General features: G+C 34.3%; 3 protein-coding genes and 1 pseudogene. 2 read left to right on the forward strand and 2 right to left on the reverse strand.

Going from position 1 to position 6,195, the window contains the following annotated elements:
- Window positions 1-1,994: LTA synthase family protein (locus tag AC1DJR_RS14160; protein ID WP_477002852.1), on the forward strand; the 1,994-nt coding region annotated here is incomplete at its 5' end.
- Between the two features lie 486 nt (window positions 1,995-2,480).
- Here AC1DJR_RS14160 and AC1DJR_RS14165 read toward each other — a convergent pair.
- Both AC1DJR_RS14165 and AC1DJR_RS14170 read right to left on the reverse strand, forming a co-directional pair.
- Window positions 2,481-3,290, reverse strand: a complete 810-nt coding sequence (locus AC1DJR_RS14165; RefSeq protein WP_429686596.1) for an alpha/beta fold hydrolase — start codon at window positions 3,288-3,290, stop codon at window positions 2,481-2,483.
- Between the two features lie 21 nt (window positions 3,291-3,311).
- Complete coding sequence (locus tag AC1DJR_RS14170) at window positions 3,312-5,339, reverse strand: catalase (RefSeq protein ID WP_477002853.1); 2,028 nt, start codon at window positions 5,337-5,339, stop codon at window positions 3,312-3,314.
- 172 nt (window positions 5,340-5,511) lie between these two features.
- Between AC1DJR_RS14170 and AC1DJR_RS14175 the strand changes: the two are divergent.
- Window positions 5,512-6,195: pseudogene (locus tag AC1DJR_RS14175) on the forward strand (ATP-binding protein); the annotation flags it as partial.

The raw sequence follows: 6,195 nt of genomic DNA on the forward strand, positions 1-6,195 counted from the left end.
CCTTATATGTTGTACCCACACTTTTCTTGATTTTAAAATATTTTAGTTTAGATACGATGAAAGATATGTTAAATCAAAAAATTGTCTTAAGTATAATGACAATTTTGATGTGGATTGTACTATTGTATGTTGCGCATTTGAATAAAGATATTGTTAATAAATTTAAACGTATTATTAGGATTTATATTAGAATGTTTTTAGTAGCGCATGTGGTTACTTTGCTTTTTATTTTCACGCAAAATAATATGAATCTCGTAAATACACTGAATTGGATTTACAATTATAACGCACAGTTTATATTTAGTTTAATTGTAATTTATGCGATATATGTTTTGGTGTAYAACGTRCTTGGRAAAGTTTTTTTGAGTACTATTYTGACAAGCATTTTGCTAATCATTTTGGCTATTGTAAATCACTTCAAAATTGTTTTTAGGGGAGACCCACTATATCCTTCTGATTTTACACAGATTGGACATATGCAATCTGTTATACCAATGGTGATGGATTATTTTAGTTGGGGTTATATTCTTCTCGTTATTGTAAGTGTTGTTGTCTGTATTTTGGCGGGTATGTATGTGAGGAAGTATATTCAAAATGTAAAAGTTCATGTAGGCGTACGAGTTCTATTGATAGTAGGATCTGTTATTGTTTTATATGTGTATGGTAATTTTACGAATACGTTTATGAATAAATTGTTTCAAAAGTCGGGTATAGAGTTCGTTTTGTGGGATCAAAATGAAAATTATGCTTCAAATGGTTTTGTGCTAGGATTTATAAGTAATTTAGATACGACAGTCATTGAAAAGCCGAAAGATTATTCAAAAGAAAATATGCTTCAAATAGCAAACGATATAAAGAAACAATATAGTAGCAATATAGGGGTGCAGAAACAAAAAGAGAAACCAAATATTATTTTTGTAATGAGTGAGTCGTTTTGGGATCCAACGAAATTAACGAACCTGTCCTTTAGTGAAGATCCTTTACCTAATTTGCATCATTATATAGAAAGTTTTCCTGGTGGACAAACTATTTCTCCTGCATTTGGAGGAAATACTGCAAACGTTGAATTTGAGGCATTAACGAGTTATTCAATGAGTTTGTTAAAACCAGGCTCTATACCGTATCAGCAAGTTGTTACAAATAAGAAAGAAATTCCATCAATTCCTCGAGCTTTGAAAAAAGAAGGGTATTATACAAGTGCAATTCATTCGTTCGGTCGCTCATTCTTTAAACGGGATGATGTATATAAAGTGTTAGGGTTTGATAAGTTTAATGCACAAGATACGATGGAAAATGTAGAAGTTGATGGAGATTATATTAGCGATTTATCTATGAGTAAAGAGATAATAGCTGAATTAGAGAAGCAAAAGAAACCTACGTTTGTTCATGCAGTTACGATGCAAAATCATTTTCCATTTACAGAAGGAAGATTTGGTGAAAATCAAATAGAGATTAGTGGATTAGAAAATGAAGAGTCGAAGGCTGAATTAGAGACTTATACAGAAGGGTTAAGACGTTCAGATGAAGCTCTTCAATATTTAATAGAGGAGCTAGATAATTTAGATAGACCTACATTATTAGTATTCTTTGGGGACCATCTCCCATCACTAGGAACAAATAAATCTCTTTATAAAGAGACTGGTTATATAACAAATGAAAAAACGCCAAGTGAACGATTAGCGATGGCGCAAACGCCGTTATTAATGTATGCAAATTTTGATATGCCAAATGACAATTTAGGTTTAGTAAGTCCAATCTATTTTTCAAATCTTGTCTTTGATTATGCTGGATTAAATAAGGTACCGTTCTATCAATTTTTATCGAAGTTATATGAAGAAATTCCCGTACTTCGTGATGAATTGAAGATAGGAAAAGACGGAGAAGCAATAAAAAGTTTAACAGAAAAACAAAAAGAAATGTTAAAGCAATATGAGTTTATTCAATATGACTTACTCATCGGAAAGCAATATAGTAAGGATATATTATTTAAATAGGCGACAAAAAAGAACTTGTATACGATACAAGTTCTTTTTTCATAGTATTTAACGGGATAACCAGACAAGCTAGGTTTAGGGAGTATTACTTGTACATTTAGTATAAATTAAAATAGAGTCGTTTTAATAATTGATTTGTGAGAAGTGTGTGAATTTTTCATCTAATATATAATTGGACAATTTGTTTAATTTTAATAGAATCAGTTCTAGATTTATTATTAATTTTTAGTTTACAGTTATTTGTTGTGTGGATTTATAAACARACAGGATTTCGAGTTGTTAGTATTTATGCGTTTAACGATGAGCGTGYTTATTTTTTATCTATTCTTTGTATGACWATTGTTCCAACTCTTCATTTTTTCCGCATTATCGTTTTATTTTTAATGGAAGAGAAGAATAAGTCATATGTGGAATTTGCTCGTGCAAAAGGTAGTTAAGAAAAAAGAATTTGCCGTAAGGGCAAATTCTTTTTTTACTGTAAAGGAACTATGAATTTAAAAATTTTATCAGTTTCTTATTTAATTCATCCGCTTGATCGATTGGAGAGCCGTGGCCACTATTTGTAAGAGGATATAGTTCAGAGTTTTTAATTCGCTCTTTTGTTAGCTCAGCACTTTTATAAGGGATGAGTTGGTCGTGCACGCCGTGGAATATTTTTGTTGGGACGTTAATTTTACTTAAGTCCTTCGTTACGTCTTCGTTTGCAGCAGCTTGCAAAATTTTGATGAGAGCATAAGAAGCGGACTGCATACCGAGATAAGAAAACCATTCTAACGTGGCAGCTCCTAAGTTTCTATTAAAAAATGATAAAGATACATCATTAAGAAATTTAGGCAAATTTGCATACATTTGAGCAATCAGAGCATCTGCTTGTTCTTTCGGTACGCCGTAAGGGGATTCTTGGTTTTTCACGAAAGAAGGAGAGACAGCATCCACTAATGCAAGTTTGGAAATACGACGCCCATTATATCGTGACATATACCGAATAGAGAGAGCGCCACCGACTGAGAAGCCGACTAACGTAGCATTTTCTATTTGAAGTGCTTCTAATACAATTGCGATATCATCAGCTAAACGATCATAAGTGTAACCAGTCCATGGTTTATCAGATTGCCCGTTTCCGCGAATGTCCATAGCGACGCAGCGAAACCCGTGCTGTGGTAAAACATTGAATTGATATTGAAACATTTGGTGATTTAAAGGCCAGCCGTGTACAAAGAAAACAGTTTTACTGTCAGGACCTGGGTTCATATCTTGCACAAAAATGTGTACATCTTTTTCCACTGTAACGAACATGACGTATCCTCCTCATGCATTTTAATAGGCTCTTTCCCAAAATCGCTGTTTTGTCATTGCCTGAATAAATTTATTCGCAAGTAAGGTAGGATTTTGTTCTGTTATAACGCCAGGTTTTCCTTCGATGTTTAAAGATTGAACAATAGTAGTTCCATTTTGGAAAGCTCCAATTGGCTTAAAGTGATTATACGATTCTACGACGAATGAACTTGCCTTGTTAAGAAAATGATCATTAATATTTCCGCCAATAAGAAGTAGCCCATCATAAAGAAGTGGTGATCCTGTTAAGAAAGTATCATTCACTTCCCACTGTCCATTTTGAGAGCCTTGCACAAAACCTAATCGTTCGGAAATAATAACGGGCTGAAGACCGGCTTGTTTGAATTGATTTATAATATATTGTGCGTTTTGACCGTCATATCCATTTGCGACAATGACGCCTACTCGTAATGTATTTGGGCTGAATGTTGTATGTTCCATACTTAGTGCTGGTGAGGATTTTGTAACATTTGATTCTTGAACATTTGGCACTGTTGCCCCGACTGCTTCAGCTACTAAAGTAGCTAATTCTGTACTTATATGACCAATCATACCTACGACTTGTTGGCGAACTGATTTACTTTTTACTTTTCCTAATTCAAAGGAAAAGGCCTGCATAATATGGATTTTTTCGACGTGGCTCATACTATTCCAAAATAAACGGGCTTGTGAGAAATGGTCTTTAAAACTAGCGGCTGTCTCTCTTGTTTTATGTCCAGAAACAGTAAAAGGATATGTAACGAAACCGCCTTTCGTACCAGGTACAGTAAAGGGAGAGTTATTAGCTAAAGAGTTATTATGGTAAGCGACTTTTCCTTTATCAATTATATATTTAGACGCACCATCTCTTTGATTGTTATGAAAAGGACATACCGGACGATTAATCGGTAACTCTTGATAGTTTGTACCGACGCGGGCTAATTGTGTATCTGTATAAGAAAAGAGTCTACCTTGTAAGAGAGGATCATTTGTAAAATCGATACCGCGGACGATGCTTCCAGGGTGCAGTGCGACTTGTTCTGTTTCCGCAAATACGTTATCAACGTTTCGGTTTAACGTCATTTTTCCGATGATCTTAACAGGGAAGTCTTCTTCCGGCCAAATTTTTGTTGCATCTAATATATCGAAATCGTATTTAAATTCATCCTCTTCTTCTAAAATTTGAACGCCAAGTTCGTACTCAGGGTAGTTTCCGGCATTAATATTTTCCCATAAATCACGGCGATGATAATCTGGATCAGCGCCGCCTAGTTTTTGAGCTTCATCCCAAATTAACGAGTGAACGCCAAGCTTTGGCTTCCAGTGGAATTTTACGAATCGTGACTTCCCATGTTTATTAACKAAACGAAATGTATGAACGCCGAACCCTTGCATCATTCGAAAACTTCTCGGAATTGCGCGATCCGACATAATCCACATCATCATCGCAGCTGATTCTTGATTATTGGCGATAAAGTCCCAAAAAGTATCGTGTGCTGTTTGTCCTTGGGGAATCTCATTATGTGGCTCTGGTTTAAGAGCATGAATAAGATCTGGAAATTTAATACCATCTTGAATGAAGAAAATCGGAATGTTATTACCCACTAAATCGAAATTTCCTTCCTCTGTATAAAACTTAACAGCGAATCCTCGTACATCTCGGTTCGTTTCATTTGCACCTTTTGATCCAGCAACTTCAGAAAAACGAATAAAAATAGGTGTCTTTTTAGATGGGTCTTGTAAAAAATGAGCCATTGTTAAGTCTTCTAAAGAATCATATAGCTCAAAAACACCATGAGCTCCGTAACCGCGGGCATGAACGACTCTTTCAGGAATTCGTTCACGGTCAAAATGAGCGAGTTTTTCTCGCATCAGGAAATCTTCTAAAAGTGTAGGACCACGATCGCCGGCGGTTAAAGAGTTTTCATCATTTGAAATTTTGACACCCGTATTCGTTGTCATCTCTTTTCCTTCATTGTTTTTCGTAAAGGATTGTAACTGTTCTATCTTCTTATTTTCACGACCGTCCATATAAAGCACCTCCCATATTATACGTATTATTGTTCATGGTTTTTATGCTTACATATGGTGTGGGGAAGTATATTATCTATGGATTGATTTTCCTCATTTGTTCAATTTATCTTTGTTTGTCTATGAAAATCATTTATTATAATAAATGGTATTCTTTTGAAGGGGTGTTGAAGTGGAAGAGAGTTTTCTATCAGCTAAAGAAGAAAAGAAAAACGCTAAGATTTTCTTATGGGTAATACATGTTATTTTAATTGTATACGAGGTTGCATACGCGATTATATTAGAAGATACAATGCCTTTAGGAAATTGGCATAAAGGGATATGGAAGCTTGCATATATTATGGCTATATTAGGTATTAGTGTTTACTTATTTGAGAGAGAAAAAGCATATTTAGTTAAATATACATATTTATTTGCATACATGATYGCRGAGAYTTTTAATATTGGATGGTATGCYTTTCATAATAGAATAGCATTTGATGAAGGGAATGTAATTGAATATATTTTCATTTTCTTCGTACCGATCTTTTTGAGTAAAAGATATTTATTTGTCTTAGCGCCATTCCTTATAGGGAAATATATGATATACCTATTTGTATTTGGAGAACTTAACCTGTTTATGTCTCTTGTTATAAATATGGTGTTACTTTTCGTATCATTTATTATTTTAAATCGATTTTTACAATATCTTTCAGCAGTAAAAGGACGTATTRCAGAGGCWAGTCAGTCACAAAAATTGGCGGTTATCGGAAAAATGGCAGCGACAGTCGGRCATGAAATWAAAAAYCCACTYGCKTCATTAAAAGGGTTTACGCAATTACAAAAAGAGAAACACGAAAAAGATGCAACATATGAA

This window comes from Bacillus sp. 05T31 (assembly GCF_056396725.1).

What these genes read in the sequence shown, in the direction of transcription:
- AC1DJR_RS14165 (WP_429686596.1), bottom strand. Translation starts at nt 3,290, where the DNA reads ATGTTCGTTACAGTGGAAAAAGATGTACACATTTTTGTGCAAGATATG.